Below are 13,460 nucleotides of genomic sequence, written 5' to 3'. Positions count from 1 at the left end.
AATTGCCGCAAATGTAGCTAATCTTATCAGAAAAGAAGTACATTTGTTTCCGTAAATCAACACTCCAATTCATGAAATTGCAAAAAATATATCGTCAACAGTGGATGGAAGCCCATCCACGCATGCAATCGGCAGATACCGATCAGTGGTACGTGGATTTTGCCAACAGGCTGTTGCCCGTATTTGAGAAGTCGGAGCTTACCGGACAGATGATTCATAAGAACCGGGCTGTTCTCTATTTCACTTGGTATCTGGAAGATTGTGTGAATAATTCCGGTAGTTGGAATACATTCATCCGGTTGCATAAACAGTTGTATGGACGTTTCCTGCCTTTTTATACACTGACAGAGTCGTATGCCGATGATGAAATAAATCCCGAGGATGTATCTTTTCTGCTGTGGACGCTTCTTTCTCCTGTCACGGATAGTTCTCCGTCTCCTTGGAATCCGTTTGACAGTTCTCTGCTTCAGCTCGCATCCGATGTATATGCGGTGCTCGATGCCCATTTTGAACAGGCTCCCCTTACCGGTGATGAATCCACGGAGTGGTTTCCGGATGTCCGTGCCTTGTTACCCCCTCCGGGTCCTGTTTTGGATGTCTTGCCGGAAATGAATCTCCCCCGTGATGTAGCGAACTTCCTGAGTGCTTCCGGAGGAAAACAGATTGTGTATTTAAAAGACTATGCCGATTTGCGTCGCTTCTGTGTCGATGCCTTGAAGTGGGCCGATGAAGACGATTCGTTAATGCCCGAGTTGGCCGATGAAGAAGATTTTGTGTTTTTTGCCAATCCGAAAGGTGTCTTGCTGGCTCCCAATATCGGTGCTTGTTTCCGCGACGAACGAAATTCGGAATATAATCCGGAGGTTGCCGAACAAGAAGGGGCCGAATTGTTTTATATTCCGGGGCTTTGTCCCATCGACTTGTTGCACTATGCCATGCAGCACGGCTTATTGCCGGAGGTCGCTTTTCCTTTCGGGGATGGCAGGAGGCTGTTGCACGAGAACTGGGATTTCATAGCCCGCAGGTATTTAGGTAAATATTATAATGAAGATTTTTATGAAGAAGAGCGGAAATAGCAGTGACCGTCCGGGTAGCGGACGTCCCAAAGCTTCGGGAGGCAAGAAACCTACCGGTAAGCGGATCGGAAAGTCGAAAACCTCAAAAGCCAATAACCAGCTGAACCGTAGGGTGAAATAAGTTGTTATCTGTTATAAACAGGTTTTATTATGAAATGGGAAAGTAGTTTGATGGAACATCTCCAATGGTCGGACACGATAACCAACCGGGAGAGTAAAGAGAGGTTGGCCCGTATGATTGCCATGCGCGTACAAGAAGGCGAGGTCATTGGGGCTGGCTCCGGATCGACCGTATATCTGGCATTGCTCGCTATTGCCGAAAGGATACGTACGGAGAATCTGCACGTCACCGTAATCCCTGCTTCGATGGAGATATCGATGGAATGTGTCCGCTTGGGCATTCCGCAGACTACTTTATGGATGTGCCGTCCCGACTGGACCTTCGATGGAGCAGATGAAGTAGATCCCGATCATAACCTGATCAAAGGTAGAGGCGGAGCACTGTTCAAGGAGAAGCTGCTGATAAGTAGCAGCAACCGTACTTTCATATTGGTAGACGAAAGCAAACAGGTTTCTTTTCTGGGAAGCCGTTTTCCTGTCCCCGTCGAAGTCTTTCCGATGGCTTTGCCCTACGTAGAGAGGGAAATCCGGGCAATGGGTGCTTCACGTACCCAACTGAGGCCGGCTAAAGGTAAAGATGGCCCTGTGATCACCGAAAGTGGAAACTTGATTCTCGATGCCTGGTTCAGCAATATTCATTCGTCTCTTGAAAAAGAAATCAAGTCGGTGACGGGTGTTATAGAAAACGGACTGTTTATGGGATATGATGTCGAGGTGATGGTAGCAAAATAAGATCGGAAACGGTTGATAGTACGAAAACTGAAGAGGATGTATCAAAACCCACCACAGAGTGACACAGAGGTGATTTTAAGTTGTTGATTATTAATGAAAAGACTCTGTGATGCTCTGTGCTACTCCGTGGTGAAAAGAGTTATGACACATCCCTTTTAGCTTTCGTTGCCTACAAGTTCATCGCATTTCCTCCAAGGACTCCCAGTATGGCAGATGCCACTGCGATCATTACTTTTAAAATTGTGTTCCAGTTTGATTTCTTCATTTTTCTACACCTCCTTTCATGTGATTCTGATTTATGCCGTTGGGTCATCCACAATGTCTCCGTCACCGTCTTTTCCCGTTTCCTTTCCTTCCAGTGCCGCTTTGATGTCGATAAACTCGATTCTGTCACCGGCCCGGGTCGATGTCAGGTTCGGACGTACGCTCGACGACGGACGAAAGTTTATTTTCACCGCCATTATGTTTTTGGCCGTACAGTCTTTTTCCGTATCCACCCCTTTGGTGCGTGCCGAAAGGCTGAATACTCCGAAATCCCGGATATTGACCGACTGCCCGTTGTAGAGTGAGGTACGCATCGCCTCTACAAAATTGGTGAGTACACTTTTGATATCTCCTAATGATAACGAACTTTTCTCCTTCATTTCGTACGCAATGCTTTCCAGGCTTGCGCTTTGACCTAAAGTGACCAGTTGCGGATAAAATTTCTCTATAGCATCCGCTTTTCGCGGATCCTTTCTCGCGATTTTTTTGTATGGAACTGCCATTGTCCGATAATTTTTTATGGTTAATAATTAAGAATGCATCCGGAAGGTCGGACGAGCTCTTTTCCTTTTTTCCGGTATGTCAAAGATACCGCTTTGTAACCCCTGTTTTGTGCTTGTTGACGTGGGTTGAGGCGGTATGGATAAAAGATGGAAAATCAATGAATGTTTTGTGAAAAAGTATGACTTCTGCTATGATATGTCGTTTGTTTTTGTTATCTTTATGCTATTGTAAAGTTCCGATTATTTATTAATTTAAAATTGAAAAACATGAAAGATTTAGAAGATGACGAGAGAGAGTTTCCTATCCGTGTATATACAAAAGTCGAGCTGGCTCTGCTTTATGCACCCCATTTGTCTGAAAATGCCGCCCTCAATAATCTTAGCCGTTGGATGCGGCACAACAAACTCCTGATGGCTGCGCTCGAGGAGGTGGGATACTATAAATACCGCCATTCATTTACACCCAAGGAAGTTCGTCTGATCTTTCGATATATGGGAGAACCGGGAGCATAAAATTAGAGAGAAGAGGCTGTGTCAAAACTCACCACAGAGGACACAGAGTAACACAGAGGCGATTTTAAGTTATTGATTATTAATAAAAGACTCTGTGATACTTCGTGTTACTCCGTGGTGAAAAGAGTTATGACACATCTCCTTTACTTCTTGTACCGCACAGAAAAAAGATTGTCACCCTGAAAGAAGATACTTTCAGGGCTCTTTCGGTTATGGCAGCAAAGCAGGGTACGAACCTGAAACGGTTGATAGAGTCCATGCTCGACAAGGCAGCGGATGAATACGATGGGAACGAATCCTACCGCTACCTGTCTGAAAATTACCCTGATGGAAAGGTAATGCTGGGAAAGGAAGAACATAAAGAGTTTATAGACTGGTTGGGAGTGGTTGAGAAATGAGAGTTGAATTTTCAAAGGAGTTTGAAAAGGCAGCCCGTAAACTATCCGGCAAAATGCTTGAATCTGTACGTATAGCAGTACAGGTGCTGATTTCGAATAGGATAAACTACCGGCCATAATTGATAGTTTAAATGAAGAGAGGCGCGACTCGTGAAGAACCGTGCCCCTCGTGGTTAAAGTGGGCGCAACTCTACCGACAAACCCATAGCGGCCGCAATGCGGTAAAGCGTAGAAACGGTAGGAGTAATCAATCCCCTTTCTATTTTTGAGATGTAAGATTTGTCCGCACCAATTCTGTTGGCAAGCTCTTCCTGTGTCAAACGTGCATTTTTGCGGGCATCCAGCAATATCTGCCCGTTATATTCTTCCCATGCCTTTTCAATAGACGCTTCGCGTTCAGGAGTTCCCTCCTTGCCAAGTTCTTCGTCCAGCCACGCATCTACATCGTAGATGTCTTTACTTATTTCCTTTAGCTTCATAATATTCTTTTTTTAAGTTTATAGCTTTCTTTATTTCGTTATCAGGGGTTTTCTGCGTCTTCTTCCTAAAACAATTGAACAATACCACTACGTTCTCACCGTCGTAGATAAAAAAGATGCGTAATTCATTGTTCCCACAGGCCACACGAAATTCATATACTCCATCACGAATGAATTTAATGTAATGGCTCGGTATCTTGTCTTCTGCCTTAAAAAGAGATAGAGCGCGTTGTATCTTCTTCCGTTCAAGCTCAGAGAGTTTATCCATAAACTCTGCAAAGTAATTCTTGTACGTTATTATTTTCTTTATGACGCAAAGATAATAAAGGTTGTATTAAGATGCAACTTTATTAGGACTTTTTTGGTAAGTTACAATACTCTTCACCATACGCATTTAAATAACATAAGGAAGTATCCCATTCCGCTTGTCAATAAAACGCCAATATATGTCCTGCCCCGTAACAATATATGTAATCGAAATAACATATATTGTTACGGGGCATTTCTCTTCTATCTCCTTCTTTCCGATACTTTTAAAACGGTAACTCTTCCATCTCCTTTCCCTTCTCCCTTTTCCTGAAGTTTTCGCTCACCTCCTGCTGGCTGAGTTCCACTACGGCATACTCCGTAATGCCATGGACGTTTACACGCTTGCCGAAGGCATCCCTTTCCAGAATCTGTACCAACACCTGTTGCGTTTGCGCGTTGGCTTGTGTCCGTCCGTATACAGATAGAGTAGCCAGTATTGCGGCGGCGGGTTTCCATTTCACCTCAAAGTCCTTTTCTCCTGCCGGACGGAAGTAAACATACAGGTTCTCTTCCAGTGGGTCTTTCATGCGGTGGCGTTCGTTTCGGGTGTTGATGTCGTCTATCTCGTTTCCTTCAAACCAATAGCGGAAACCGTCTTCTATCAGTTGCACCGCCTGTGCGTATACTCCTTTGTGGTCTACCGGAGTGCGGTAGTCGATGGTTTTTACGGGAATGACCAGGAAGCGCCGGTTTCCTCCGTAATCTCTGAGGAACTGCATGTTGTTGGTGCTGCCGATGAACGATGCCCTCCGGGGATAAAGCTGCGCCTGAGTGTCGTATACCTTCCGGATGGTGATGTTCTCCTGTCCGATGATCCGTTTGAGTTCGGCGATGTCTCCTGTCTTCACACCCTCAAACTCCTCCATGTTGATCAGCAGCCGGGTGGATAGCAGCAAGAGGTCGTCCTTGTTTGCCGGGTCTATCATTCCGTTGCGGTAATATTCTCCGAGTTCCGGGGGCAGCAGGTGCCGTATCCAGGTACTTTTTCCTTTTCCCTGCGCCCCGTGCAGCACCAGGGCTTGCTGGTTGGCTTTACCCGGTTGGAGCGCCGAGGCCACCATGGCTACGATCCAGCGCCGGAATCCTTCCCTCCAGAATTCCTGATCCTCCGCCTGTATGGTGTCCGCCAGTTTCCCGATGTGGTCGGTTGTCCTGTCCCACCGCACGTTTCCTCCGAAGTAGTCGGTAAAGGGATTGAACTCCGGTGTATAGTCCGAGTCGATGACCGACTTCAGGCTGTTGAGCGGATAGACGATGCCCTGTCTGCTGATGTTCAGGAAGATGGAGTTGAGATCCTTGTTCCGCATGGCGTAGAATGATTTTCCCTCCTTCGTTTTGGACAAGTCGCACATCTCCAGTCGGTCGAGTACCGTATTTCTCCTGAAAGCATAATTCTTGTTCAGATAGTCTATCACCTGTTCCACGGGCGGTATCTTTTTTTTCTCCTCTGCCCGTTCCGTTCTGTCCGTATATGTGTAGGCGTTCGCGATGGGGGTGTCTGTATCCATCTGTCCGTCCTCCCCTAATTTCACTGCTGCCAGACGCTTGACTTCCGCCTCTTCAAGTCCCTTTCGGAAACATTTGTTTCCCAGGGTGAAGAGGAACGAATTGCGGTTTCCCTCTGTGTATTTCATCAGCCTGCGGGTAGAGCTGAGGCATTTGTTGAATTCCATGCACGTGTAGGCGCTGACTTCCCCTGTTGGGTCCGTTGCGGGCTCTTCCTTCTGCCTTCCCTTCCGTGCAGGTTCGGGGGCTTCGATGGTGAATGTCCGTTGCGGGATGTGTGCCACCCGCCGGGGAGAGTAAAACGCCCTCGGGTCATACGAAGCGAAGACACCTCTCGACAAGTCCTTTCCGCTGGTGTCCACTTCCGTCTCCAGAAGTTTCTCGTAGTGTTTACGGGCCAGTTCGTACATTCCCGCGTGATACTGCTCCAACCGGCTGTAAGTGATTGCCGGTGTCCGGAAGAACGCGTTTCGCCACCCTTCCGCTTCGAGGCTTACCGGATAGGCGAGCACCTTGAATCCGTGTTGCTTGGCGGTGAGGAAACAGGCGAGTGTCGCTTCGTCTGTTTCTATCAGGGCCCGTATCCGGTCCAGCTCCTTTTCGGGCAGATGGTCCAGGTCGATGGTGATGATGTCATTGTATGCGGCGATACTATGCGCCAGCCTGCATTCGTGGTAGTTTGCCGTGACGGTGAAGTAGTCCAGCTGTCGTTTTACGTTCTCCGCTTCCTTGGTTTTCCCTTCACTAATAAGCCTTCCTATTTTCTCAATCAGGGCGGCATAGCGACTGCTGCGTACCTTTTCGATTAATTCATTCAGGGAGCATCTCCCTTTTACTTTGCTGAAGCCCCTGTAAGTAGTAATACTAATGTTTTCCATTTTTCTGTTTTCTTTAAGCTCGACGTAAGTGTCTGCGGCTGTAAAATTAGGGATGATTTTATAAACCTTGTTAGACGTTTTCTTTGAAGAATGTCTTTATTTCGTCTAAGATGTTTGTTCCCAGATCTTTATCCGTTCCCTTTTTCTCCTCTTTCAGAAATTTTAGTGTGTTAAATATTTCTGTTTCAATGGATTGTACTGACATCTCCTTTGTGGGGTTTTGTTTCTGTCCGAAGTATAGCATACGGTACATGATATGTGCCAATTCACGGATTCCTTTGCGCTTTTTCGTTCCTTTTTGCAGGTAATTCAACCATAAGAAAAAGAGGATAACCAGCTCTCTGTGAGTAGTTATGTCGAGTTTTTCCGGTTTCTTTTCCAGTGTTTCTAAAATTCTCTTACTCTCGTCAGTTTTTCCGTTTGTAATTACTACATAAGGAATGTCTTCTATGTTGAGAATCATTCCTTCATTCGGTTTTTTTTGCTCATTTTGTCTAATGTGATTTATTGTTACGAAGGCAAAATTAACTGTTCTTAGTATATAATCCGTTATATACGCGTATATTGTTTACTTTTAATTGATGTTTCACCCTGTCATGAAAACAGGTTAAGTATACCTGACCTGTTTCCATGACAGGGTAAAATCAGTTTAAAAAGAGAGTATTATGCGTGTACGCGTGTGCGCGATTATATAAAGGGCGTCGGTGAATAGGGGGATTTTAGTGTAAATAGAAAAGAGTATGTTTCAAAAAACGTTCGTTCAATGGAACAAAGGTAAACAGCATTTTTATTATAGCAAAATATTTTTATAAATAAATTTATTTGTTCCTTTTTGAATGCTCTTATTTATTTGTAAATCAATTAATTATTAGAATTTTTAAATTAGCTTTTCTCTTTTTGAATTTTTCTTTTTGGAGATTTTAAAATTCTGTCAAAAATGGTGTTTAAACAAACGAACGTTTTTTGAAACATCAATGACTTCTAATTCATTCGTTCATAGAGCTTTATCTCTGAAATCCTTCCGTTTCCTGGAAATGGTCAATTTCAGGGTACTTACATAACATTTCATCGTTCTCCTGCTGTGATAGGGGAGAGTCTTGAGATCACATGAATGCAAGTAATACTGATATTCGCATTACATCATCTGACCGGGAGGTACTTTCGTACTCCGGTGTCCCCAAAGAATACCCTTTAGTGAAGGAATCCGACAACATCCATTGGTATGCTGTGCGAGTCACCTACAGCCGCGAACTTTCTTTGAAAACGTACCTTGACAGCGAATCCATCGAGAATTTCATCCCGATGCGCTACGAGTATATCGTGAAGAACGAACGCCGAGTACGTAAACTGGTTCCCGCTGTTCATAATCTGGTATTCGTCCGTTCGTGCCGTGAACGTATCGACCGTATCAAAGAAGAGATGGGTGTATCCCTTCCGATCCGTTATATCATGGATCGGGAAAGTCGCCAGCCGATTGTTGTTCCGGACTCCCAGATGCGCAGCTTCATGGCGGTTGCCGGCAGTTACGAGCAGCAACTGGTTTACCTGGAGCCTTCCGCTGTAGCCTTCCGTAAAGGACAGCGTGTGCGTGTGACGGGTGGGCTTTTTGCCGGTGTCGAAGGTGAGTTCATCCGTGTGAAAAACGACCGTCGCGTGATGGTTTCCATTCAGGGAGTGATGGCCGTTGCCACCACCTACATCCATCCTTCTCTAATCGAGCCGCTCGATCTTTAAACAGTAAAATAGCAGACAGTAAATCGTAAATAGTAAATAGTAAATATTCCCATGAACTCTTTAGATTCTCAAATTACCGCTTTGTACACCTTGGCGCACGAACTTCTGTATCTGGGTTCCGATGGCAGCCCCATCTACAGCGACCACTTCAGCCGGTTGAACGGTGATGTACTCAGCCGTGCCAACACTTTATATCCCCATCATGGCTCCACCGACGAGGAAGAAGCCCGTTTGTGCCTTTCGCTTCTGATGGGTTATAACGCGACGATCTACAATAACGGTGACAAGGAAGTCCGCATCCAGCAGATCCTGAACCGTTGTTGGGAAGTGCTCGACCGCCTGCCCGCTTCTTTGCTGAAGGTGCAGCTTCTGACTTATTGCTATGGCGAAGTATTTGACGACGACCTCTCCCGTGAGGCACACAGCATCATCGACAGTTGGGGAGGACGTGCCCTTTCCGGCGATGAATGTGAGATTGCCGAACAACTCCGCAGCCTTGAAGAGAATCCTTATCCCAACTGGGAAGTAGAGGAGTAAACTCTTTTCTTTTTCTACACAACACTGTATATAACCTAAATCCCCTTTGTCTTGAATATCCTTTTCATCATATTGGCTTTTGTCATCTCTGCTTCGATTGCCCGGCTTATCATTCCCCGCATCCTGCTTATCTCTTTGCGGAAGAAGCTTTTCGATATGCCGAGTGAGCGCAAGGTTCATAAACGTGCCATTCCCCGTTTGGGCGGTGTCTCTTTCTTTCCCACCATCCTGTTATCCTCTTGCGGTGTGTTCGCACTTCGCATCCTGATGGGTTATGATGTTCCTGCCCTCCGTGCGGTGTACTTGCTGCCCGAGTGCATGTTTCTGGTCTGTGGGATGACTTTGCTTTATCTGACGGGTATCGCCGATGACCTTGTCGGAGTGCGCTATCGTCAGAAATTTGTGATCCAGATCATCTGTGCCTCGTTTTTTCCCCTGGCCGGCCTTTGGATCAATAACTTCTACGGGCTTTTCGGTCTGTATGCCCTTCCTGCCTGGATAGGTATGCCTTTTACGGTTCTTCTGGTTGTCTTTGTCACCAATGCCATCAATCTGATTGATGGTATCGACGGTCTTGCTTCCGGTCTGAGCAGCGTTGCCCTGCTTGTCTTCGGCTTCCTGTTCATGCAGAAAGAACTTTGGACGTACAGCATGCTCGCCTTTGCCACGTTCGGTGTGCTGGTCCCTTTCTTTTACTATAACGTGTTCGGCAGTGCGGAACGTGCCCGTAAGATTTTTATGGGTGATACGGGCAGCCTGACTTTGGGCTATGTGCTCTCTTTCCTTGCCATCAAATACAGCCAGTACAATCCGGATGTCACCCCGTATACCGAAGGTGCTTTCGTGATTGCTTTCAGTACGCTGATTGTCCCGGCATTCGACGTGATCCGTGTGGTGATGGTTCGTGTTCGCAGTGGCAAGAGCCCTTTCGAACCGGACAAGAACCATATTCATCATAAGTTCCTGGCAATGGGTTTCACACCAAGAAAGGCGATGATAACGATCTTGCTGATTTCTTGTGCATTTAGTGCGGTGAATATTCTGTTGGTTCCGGTGGTTGACAACACGGTGATGCTTTTGGCGGATATTGCTGTGTGGGTGGGACTGAATTTATGGTTTGACAGGGTAAGAGATAAAAAACAGAAATAAGAAAAATAATTATACGATATGTCTCAAAAAGATCTATTGAAGCAACAAATTCTGGATTTAACCCGGGAATACTACAAAGAGGTTCACGGACAATCCCAATTCTTTGAACCCGGTAAGAGTTTTGTCAACTACGGTGGCCGTTATTTTGATGACCGCGAACTGGTGAACCTGGTTGACTCGTCCCTTGACTTCTGGCTGACCGCCGGTCCGTGGGCCCGGAAGTTTGAAATCCGTTTTGCCACATGGCTGGGTGTGAAGTATTGCTCCCTGACCAATTCGGGCTCTTCGGCCAACCTTCTCGCCTTTATGGCCCTGACCTCGCCGCAGTTGGGTGAGCGCAGGATCAGGCGGGGCGATGAAGTGATCACGGTAGCCTGCGGCTTTCCCACAACCGTGACCCCCTGCATCCAGTATGGTGCGGTCCCTGTTTTTGTGGATGTCACCATCCCCGAGTACAATATCGACGTGACTCAACTGGAAGCCGCATTATCTCCCAAAACTAAAGCGGTAATGATTGCTCACTCTTTGGGTAACCCGTTTGATTTGCAGGCTGTCAAAGATTTCTGTGATAAACATAACCTCTGGTTGGTAGAGGATAATTGCGATGCCCTTGGCTCTACTTATACAATCGGTGGTGTGGAAAAGAAAACAGGTACGATCGGCCATATCGGTACGAGCAGTTTCTATCCTCCGCACCACATGACGATGGGTGAGGGCGGTGCTGTCTATACCGATGATCCTCTGCTGCACAAACTGGTGAACTCTTTCCGTGACTGGGGCCGTGACTGCTGGTGTATCGGGGGCGTTGACAACACGTGCAAATATCGTTTCAGCAAACAGTTCGGCGACCTTCCGGTAGGTTACGACCATAAATATGTCTATTCCCATTTCGGGTATAACCTGAAAGTGACCGATATGCAGGCCGCCATCGGCTGTGCCCAGCTTGAGAAGCTGGACTCCATTGTCGAAGCCCGGCGGTCGAATTTCGCCTACCTGAAAGAAGGCCTTGCGGGTACATCTGGCCTTATCCTTCCCGAAGCGCAGAAGAACTCCGACCCGAGCTGGTTCGGTTTCCTCATCTCGGTGAAGGAAGATGCTGGCTTCACCCGTAACGACCTTTCCCAACACCTGGAGAGCAGGAAGATCCAGACACGCAACCTGTTTGCGGGCAATCTTCTGAAGCATCCCGCCTTTGATGAAATGCGCTCCACGGGTGAGGGCTACCGCGTAATCGGCAATCTGGAAGGTACTGATTACGTTATGAATCATACCCTCTGGATCGGTGTCTATCCGGGCATGACCCGTGTCATGCTCGACCACATGATCGGTACGATCCGTGACTTTGTCTCTTCCCGCAAGTAATTTCCGGTTATTAACCTTCAGTAATCTGTCAAGCATAATGAAAGCCGTCATTTTAGCCGGTGGCTTCGGCACCCGCCTGAGCGAAGCCACTAACCTGATCCCCAAACCTATGGTGGAGATCGGTGGTAAACCCATCCTCTGGCATATCATGAAAACCTACAGCCATTACGGCATCAATGATTTCGTGATCTGCTGCGGTTATAAACAATATATCATCAAGGAGTATTTCGCCAACTATTTCCGCCATAACAGTGATATGACCGTGGACCTTTCCAACAATACGACCACCATTCTGGATAACCATTCCGAGAACTGGAAAGTCACGATGGTCGATACCGGGCTGAACACCCAAACGGGCGGGCGTATCCGGCGTGTACAGAAATATCTCGGGAACGAACGTTTCCTGCTGACCTATGGTGACGGTGTCACCGACCTGAACATCGGTGATACCCTGAAGGCTCACGAGTCTTCGGGCTGCCTCCTTTCCCTTACGGCCTACAAACCCGGTGGTAAGTTCGGCGCCCTGCAGCTCGATCTCGATACGGACAAGGTCCTCTCTTTCCAGGAGAAGCCCGACGGTGACCGTAATTGGATCAATGCGGGCTATTTTGTGTGTGAACCCGAAGTGTTTGATTATATCCCTGAGGGTGACTCCACCATCTTTGAGCGTCAGCCCCTCGAGTCTATAGCCAAGGCGGGCCGGATGCACGCTTTCCGCCATACGGGTTTCTGGAAACCGATGGATACTCTGAGAGACAATACAGAATTGAATGAAATGTGGGATCAGGGAGTTGCTCCCTGGAAAGTGTGGTAAGCCGTATGGGAATTGATATATTTGATAATTTTTATCGGGGCAAACGTGTCCTTGTCACCGGTCATACCGGTTTTAAAGGTAGCTGGTTCTCCATCTGGTTGCATGAATTGGGGGCCGAGGTGATTGGTGTGGCCCAAGACCCTTTTACGGCTCGAGACAATTTCGTACTTTCCGGTATCGGCGAGAAAATTAAGGCCGACCTTCGTGCCGATATCCGCGATGGTGAGCGTATAAAGGCTATCTTTCAGGAATATCAACCTGAGATTGTTTTTCATCTTGCTGCCCAACCTCTGGTTCGCTTGAGTTATGACATCCCTGTTGAAACCTACGAAACCAATGTAATGGGAACAATCCATGTTCTTGAGGCAGTCCGTTCTACGGATAGCGTGAAGGTAGGTGTGATGATTACCACAGATAAATGTTACGAGAATAAGGAGCAAATCTGGGGTTACCGTGAAAACGAGGCTATGGGCGGTTACGATCCTTATTCCAGCAGTAAGGGGGCGGCTGAGATCGCGATTGCTTCGTGGCGTCGCTCTTTCTTTCACCCCGAGCAATACGATAAACACGGAAAATCCATCGCCAGTGTAAGAGCTGGTAACGTTATCGGTGGTGGAGACTGGGCTTTAGACCGTATCATTCCGGACTGCATCAAGGCTTTGGAATCTGGAGCGGCTATCGATATCCGAAGTCCGAAAGCTATCCGTCCCTGGCAGCATGTACTTGAACCGCTGAGTGGCTATATGCTGCTTGCGCAGAAGATGTGGAGTGATCCTACGAGATATTGTGAGGGCTGGAACTTCGGTCCGAGAGCCGAGTCAATCTCTACTGTATGGGATGTGGCTACGAAAGTAGTGAATAATTACGGTTCCGGTGAACTTCGTGACCTTTCTGATCCGCATGCGTTGCATGAAGCGAAGTTGTTAATGCTGGATATTTCGAAGGCAAAATTCCGTTTAGGTTGGGAACCGAAGATGAATATTGAGCAGACGGTTGAGTTGACGGTGGACTGGTATAAAAGATACCGGGAAGAAGAGGTATATGATGTTTGTGTTGACCAGATAGTTAATTTTATACAGAAATAAG

Annotated in this window: 17 protein-coding genes; 11 read left to right on the top strand and 6 right to left on the bottom strand. The window is 46.9% G+C overall.

Annotated features, from left to right (window positions below; genetic code table 11):
* Positions 1-71: 71 nt before the first annotated feature.
* Genes R3O62_RS21535 through rpiA form a run of 3 tightly spaced genes read left to right on the top strand, consistent with a single transcriptional unit; the run spans position 72 to position 1,928 of the window.
* Positions 72-1,076: a DUF3843 family protein gene (locus R3O62_RS21535; RefSeq protein ID WP_122330775.1), complete on the top strand. Its 1,005-nt coding sequence runs from the start codon at positions 72-74 to the stop codon at positions 1,074-1,076.
* The gene (locus tag R3O62_RS21530) at positions 1,057-1,197 is read left to right on the top strand and encodes a hypothetical protein (RefSeq protein ID WP_317472502.1); all 141 of its coding nucleotides are present in this window, start codon (positions 1,057-1,059) and stop codon (positions 1,195-1,197) included. The genes R3O62_RS21535 and R3O62_RS21530 overlap by 20 nt, the downstream gene beginning before the upstream one ends.
* A gap of 29 nt (positions 1,198-1,226) precedes the next feature.
* The gene (gene rpiA / locus R3O62_RS21525) at positions 1,227-1,928 is read left to right on the top strand and encodes a ribose 5-phosphate isomerase A (protein ID WP_250710072.1); all 702 of its coding nucleotides are present in this window, start codon (positions 1,227-1,229) and stop codon (positions 1,926-1,928) included.
* 169 nt (positions 1,929-2,097) lie between these two features.
* Here the strand turns inward: rpiA and R3O62_RS21520 are convergent, their stop codons facing one another.
* Both R3O62_RS21520 and R3O62_RS21515 read right to left on the bottom strand, forming a co-directional pair.
* Positions 2,098-2,193 carry a smalltalk protein gene (locus tag R3O62_RS21520; RefSeq protein WP_156127618.1) on the bottom strand — a complete coding sequence of 32 codons (96 nt, stop codon included), beginning with the start codon at positions 2,191-2,193 and terminating at the stop codon, positions 2,098-2,100.
* Positions 2,194-2,224: 31 nt separating this feature from the next.
* Positions 2,225-2,695 carry an HU family DNA-binding protein gene (locus R3O62_RS21515; RefSeq protein ID WP_005808205.1) on the bottom strand — a complete coding sequence of 157 codons (471 nt, stop codon included), beginning with the start codon at positions 2,693-2,695 and terminating at the stop codon, positions 2,225-2,227.
* A gap of 267 nt (positions 2,696-2,962) precedes the next feature.
* On the opposite strand from R3O62_RS21515, the gene R3O62_RS21510 reads away from it, so the two are divergent.
* Both R3O62_RS21510 and R3O62_RS21505 read left to right on the top strand, forming a co-directional pair.
* Positions 2,963-3,208: a DUF4248 domain-containing protein gene (locus tag R3O62_RS21510; RefSeq protein WP_005790540.1), complete on the top strand. Its 246-nt coding sequence runs from the start codon at positions 2,963-2,965 to the stop codon at positions 3,206-3,208.
* A 212-nt stretch (positions 3,209-3,420) separates the two neighbouring features.
* Positions 3,421-3,606, top strand: a complete 186-nt coding sequence (locus tag R3O62_RS21505) for a hypothetical protein (protein ID WP_234058332.1) — start codon at positions 3,421-3,423, stop codon at positions 3,604-3,606.
* A gap of 173 nt (positions 3,607-3,779) precedes the next feature.
* Here the strand turns inward: R3O62_RS21505 and R3O62_RS21500 are convergent, their stop codons facing one another.
* From R3O62_RS21500 to R3O62_RS21485, 4 genes are all read right to left on the bottom strand, one after another.
* Complete coding sequence (locus R3O62_RS21500) at positions 3,780-4,085, bottom strand: helix-turn-helix domain-containing protein (RefSeq protein ID WP_005797912.1); 306 nt, start codon at positions 4,083-4,085, stop codon at positions 3,780-3,782.
* On the bottom strand, positions 4,063-4,353 hold the full coding sequence (locus R3O62_RS21495) for a type II toxin-antitoxin system RelE/ParE family toxin (protein ID WP_373177804.1): 291 nt from the start codon (positions 4,351-4,353) through the stop codon (positions 4,063-4,065). The genes R3O62_RS21500 and R3O62_RS21495 overlap by 23 nt, the downstream gene beginning before the upstream one ends.
* A gap of 265 nt (positions 4,354-4,618) precedes the next feature.
* Positions 4,619-6,778, bottom strand: coding sequence for a VapE domain-containing protein (locus R3O62_RS21490; RefSeq protein WP_317472501.1), 2,160 nt, complete (start codon positions 6,776-6,778; stop codon positions 4,619-4,621).
* A 70-nt stretch (positions 6,779-6,848) separates the two neighbouring features.
* Positions 6,849-7,241 (bottom strand): hypothetical protein, encoded by a 393-nt coding sequence (locus R3O62_RS21485; protein WP_234069204.1) that lies wholly within the window; start codon positions 7,239-7,241, stop codon positions 6,849-6,851.
* A gap of 731 nt (positions 7,242-7,972) precedes the next feature.
* Here R3O62_RS21485 and R3O62_RS21480 point away from each other — a divergent pair.
* From R3O62_RS21480 to rfbG, 6 genes are read left to right on the top strand one after another with little or no spacing between them, the layout of a single operon-like run.
* Positions 7,973-8,512 carry a UpxY family transcription antiterminator gene (locus R3O62_RS21480; protein ID WP_005781154.1) on the top strand — a complete coding sequence of 180 codons (540 nt, stop codon included), beginning with the start codon at positions 7,973-7,975 and terminating at the stop codon, positions 8,510-8,512.
* Positions 8,513-8,563: 51 nt separating this feature from the next.
* Positions 8,564-9,049 (top strand): UpxZ family transcription anti-terminator antagonist, encoded by a 486-nt coding sequence (locus R3O62_RS21475; protein ID WP_032535434.1) that lies wholly within the window; start codon positions 8,564-8,566, stop codon positions 9,047-9,049.
* Between the two features lie 51 nt (positions 9,050-9,100).
* Positions 9,101-10,198: an MraY family glycosyltransferase gene (locus R3O62_RS21470; RefSeq protein WP_005808196.1), complete on the top strand. Its 1,098-nt coding sequence runs from the start codon at positions 9,101-9,103 to the stop codon at positions 10,196-10,198.
* An 18-nt stretch (positions 10,199-10,216) separates the two neighbouring features.
* Positions 10,217-11,560, top strand: coding sequence for a lipopolysaccharide biosynthesis protein RfbH (gene rfbH / locus R3O62_RS21465; protein WP_317472500.1), 1,344 nt, complete (start codon positions 10,217-10,219; stop codon positions 11,558-11,560).
* A 37-nt stretch (positions 11,561-11,597) separates the two neighbouring features.
* Positions 11,598-12,374, top strand: coding sequence for a glucose-1-phosphate cytidylyltransferase (gene rfbF, locus R3O62_RS21460; protein WP_005781149.1), 777 nt, complete (start codon positions 11,598-11,600; stop codon positions 12,372-12,374).
* Positions 12,375-12,379: 5 nt separating this feature from the next.
* Positions 12,380-13,459: a CDP-glucose 4,6-dehydratase gene (gene rfbG / locus R3O62_RS21455; protein ID WP_317472498.1), complete on the top strand. Its 1,080-nt coding sequence runs from the start codon at positions 12,380-12,382 to the stop codon at positions 13,457-13,459.
* Position 13,460: the final 1 nt, after the last annotated feature.

The sequence above is a fragment of the Bacteroides hominis genome (assembly GCF_033042785.2).
GTDB classification, from domain to species: Bacteria; Bacteroidota; Bacteroidia; order Bacteroidales; family Bacteroidaceae; genus Bacteroides; species Bacteroides hominis.
Note: the sequence above shows the minus strand (reverse complement) of the source record. Positions and strands in the feature narration are given on the sequence as shown.

What these genes read in the sequence shown, in the direction of transcription:
- R3O62_RS21530 (WP_317472502.1), top strand. Translation starts at nt 1,057, where the DNA reads ATGAAGAAGAGCGGAAATAGCAGTGACCGTCCGGGTAGCGGACGTCCC.
- R3O62_RS21520 (WP_156127618.1), bottom strand. Translation starts at nt 2,193, where the DNA reads ATGAAGAAATCAAACTGGAACACAATTTTAAAAGTAATGATCGCAGTG.
- R3O62_RS21510 (WP_005790540.1), top strand. Translation starts at nt 2,963, where the DNA reads ATGAAAGATTTAGAAGATGACGAGAGAGAGTTTCCTATCCGTGTATAT.
- R3O62_RS21475 (WP_032535434.1), top strand. Translation starts at nt 8,564, where the DNA reads ATGAACTCTTTAGATTCTCAAATTACCGCTTTGTACACCTTGGCGCAC.
- R3O62_RS21495 (WP_373177804.1), bottom strand. Translation starts at nt 4,353, where the DNA reads ATGGATAAACTCTCTGAGCTTGAACGGAAGAAGATACAACGCGCTCTA.
- R3O62_RS21490 (WP_317472501.1), bottom strand. Translation starts at nt 6,778, where the DNA reads ATGGAAAACATTAGTATTACTACTTACAGGGGCTTCAGCAAAGTAAAA.
- R3O62_RS21485 (WP_234069204.1), bottom strand. Translation starts at nt 7,241, where the DNA reads ATGATTCTCAACATAGAAGACATTCCTTATGTAGTAATTACAAACGGA.
- R3O62_RS21515 (WP_005808205.1), bottom strand. Translation starts at nt 2,695, where the DNA reads ATGGCAGTTCCATACAAAAAAATCGCGAGAAAGGATCCGCGAAAAGCG.
- R3O62_RS21505 (WP_234058332.1), top strand. Translation starts at nt 3,421, where the DNA reads ATGGCAGCAAAGCAGGGTACGAACCTGAAACGGTTGATAGAGTCCATG.
- R3O62_RS21500 (WP_005797912.1), bottom strand. Translation starts at nt 4,085, where the DNA reads ATGAAGCTAAAGGAAATAAGTAAAGACATCTACGATGTAGATGCGTGG.
- R3O62_RS21535 (WP_122330775.1), top strand. Translation starts at nt 72, where the DNA reads ATGAAATTGCAAAAAATATATCGTCAACAGTGGATGGAAGCCCATCCA.
- rfbF (WP_005781149.1), top strand. Translation starts at nt 11,598, where the DNA reads ATGAAAGCCGTCATTTTAGCCGGTGGCTTCGGCACCCGCCTGAGCGAA.
- rfbH (WP_317472500.1), top strand. Translation starts at nt 10,217, where the DNA reads ATGTCTCAAAAAGATCTATTGAAGCAACAAATTCTGGATTTAACCCGG.
- rpiA (WP_250710072.1), top strand. Translation starts at nt 1,227, where the DNA reads ATGAAATGGGAAAGTAGTTTGATGGAACATCTCCAATGGTCGGACACG.
- rfbG (WP_317472498.1), top strand. Translation starts at nt 12,380, where the DNA reads ATGGGAATTGATATATTTGATAATTTTTATCGGGGCAAACGTGTCCTT.